General features: G+C 71.6%; 1 protein-coding gene and 2 pseudogenes. 1 reads left to right on the top strand and 2 read right to left on the bottom strand.

The window, feature by feature from the left end:
• Together GH736_RS25815 and GH736_RS21255 are read right to left on the bottom strand one after the other, a co-directional pair.
• Positions 1 to 108 (bottom strand): annotated as a pseudogene (locus tag GH736_RS25815) (EamA family transporter); the annotation flags it as partial.
• Positions 109 to 245: 137 nt separating this feature from the next.
• Positions 246 to 791: pseudogene (locus GH736_RS21255) on the bottom strand (LysR family transcriptional regulator); the annotation flags it as partial.
• A gap of 159 nt (positions 792 to 950) precedes the next feature.
• On the opposite strand from GH736_RS21255, the gene GH736_RS21250 reads away from it, so the two are divergent.
• A partial coding sequence (locus GH736_RS21250; RefSeq protein ID WP_203230894.1) for a proline dehydrogenase family protein occupies positions 951 to 2400 on the top strand: 1450 nt, incomplete at its 3' end.

Here is a 2400-nt window from a genome sequence, read left to right as displayed (position 1 = left end):
CACGCGCGGCCGCGTGACGAGCACGATCGTGCCGAGCGCCAGCGCCCCGAGCAGGGTGCGCGACCACGCGACCTGCCCGAACGAGACCCCCTCGAGCGCGACCTTCATGAAGAGGAAGCTGGCCCCCACGGCAGGCCGGCCGCCGCGTCGAGCGCCGTGCCCGGGGCATCCGCCGATCTGCTGGACGTGTCGGCCGGGATCGACGCACTCGTTTCCGGCGTGCGCGTCCTGGAGGTGCGTCCGCGAGCGGAGGACGGGTGGGGCGGCAGCGCGAGCCGGATCGCGTCGGACGCGAGGTGCACGCGGTCGAGGTCGTCGCGGTGCGCCCGGGTGTGCCCGGGGTACTGCTCGGCGATGACCAGGTCGAAGTCGCGCGCCGAGACCTCGAACAGGCCGGCGTCGGGCTCGCGCTCGGTGACCTCCACGCGCAGGGCGGGATGCTCGGTGCGGAGCAGGGTGAGGGCCTGCGGCACCATGGCGTGCGCGGCCGACTGGAACACGGCGATGCGAACGGTGCCGCCGACCGCGGTGAGCGAGCGCGCGACATCCGCCTCGGCCTCCTCGAGCCGATCGAGCACGGCCCGCGCGTGGCCGACGAGCAGCTGTGCCTGGGGCGTCAGCTGCACGCGCCGCCCGACCTGCTCGAGCAGCGGCACGCCGGCCTCCTTCTCGAGCTGGCTGAGCTGCTGCGAGACCGATGACGGGCTGTACGAGAGGGCGTCGGCCACGGCGGCGAGGGTGCCGCGCTGGCTGAGCTCCACGAGCAGGCGCAGCCGTCGAACGTCGAGCATGCCAGGGCCTCCGTCTCGGTCATGGATCATTCGGCTTTACCGAATAGTATGCGTCAGATTCATTCGCTGTACTGAACGGATGCCGCGACGCATACTGAACCCGACAGGCGCGCGCACCCGCCCGGCGCGCCCGAAGCAAAGGACACTAGCCTCGTGACCATGTCGAACGCCGCCACGGATCTGACACCGAGCACCGACCACGTCGTCGCCCTCGTGCGCCGCTGGCTCGCCGAGAGCGCCGACCACCCCGCCGATCCCGCCGCCGAGCGGCTCGCCGGCGTGCTGAAGGACCCCAACGGCCTCGCCTTCACCGTGGGCTTCGTCGACGGCGTCATGCGCCCCGAAGACCTGGGCGTCGCCGGCCGCAACCTCGAGCACGTCGCGAAGCTCACGCCGAAGTTCCTGCCCTGGTACCTCCGGGGCGCTGTACGACTCGGCGGCTTCGTCGCGCCCGCCTTCCCATGGCTCGTCATCCCCATCGCCCGCCGCGTGCTGCGCGCCATGGTCGGCCACCTCGTGCTCGACGCGACGCCGGCCAAGCTCGGCCCGGCCATCGCGAAGCTGCGCGAATCGGGCAACCGCCTGAACCTCAACCTGCTCGGCGAGGCGGTGCTCGGCGAGGACGAGGCCGACCGGCGCCTGCGCGGCACCTACGAGTTCCTCGCGCGCGACGACGTCGACTACGTGTCGATCAAGGTGTCGAGCGTCGTCAGCCAGCTCTCGATGTGGTCGTTCGACGAGGCCGTCGCCAAGGTCGTCGCCAAGCTCACCCCGCTCTACGAGCTCGCCGCGAAGGGCGAGGCGAAGGGCCGGCCGAAGTTCATCAACCTCGACATGGAGGAGTACCGCGACCTCGACCTCACCATCGCGGTGTTCACGACCCTGCTCGACCAGCCGCAGCTGCGCGGCCTCGAGGCCGGCATCGTGCTGCAGACCTACCTGCCCGACGCGCTCGGCGCCATGCAGGAGCTCACCGCATGGGCCACCGCTCGCCGCCAGGCGGGCGGCGCGCCGATCAAGGTGCGCGTGGTGAAGGGCGCCAACCTCGCCATGGAGCACGTCGACGCGGCGATCCACGACTGGCCCGTCGCCACCTACGCCACCAAGCAGGACTCCGACACCAACTACAAGCGCGTGCTGCACTGGTCGATGACGCCCGAGCGCACCGACGCGGTGAAGCTCGGCATCGCCGGCCACAACCTCTTCGACGTGGCGCACGCCTGGCTCACCGCCCGGGAGCGCGGGGTCGAGTCGCGCGTCGAGTTCGAGATGCTCCTCGGCATGGCCACCGGCCAGGCCGAGGCGGTGCGCCGCGACGTCGGCAACCTCCTCCTCTACACGCCCGTCGTGAACCCGAGCGAGTTCGACGTGGCGATCGCGTACCTGATCCGCCGTCTCGAGGAGAACGCGAGCCAGGACAACTTCATGTCCGCCGTGTTCGAGCTCGCGAGCGACCGCGGGCTGTTCCAGCGCGAGCAGGACCGCTACCTCCGCTCGCTCGCCGCACTCGAGGCCGACGACGGCCGCACGCCCGCCCCGAACCGCACCCAGAACCGGCGCACCGAGTGGACCGACGAGGCGCTCGCGGCGGCCATGGCGGTTCCGGATG

The sequence above is a fragment of the Agromyces humi genome (assembly GCF_009720255.1).
GTDB classification, from domain to species: domain Bacteria; phylum Actinomycetota; class Actinomycetes; order Actinomycetales; family Microbacteriaceae; genus Agromyces; species Agromyces humi.
The sequence above is the reverse complement of the archived record's forward strand: the minus strand, read 5'-3'. Positions and strand labels throughout refer to the sequence as shown.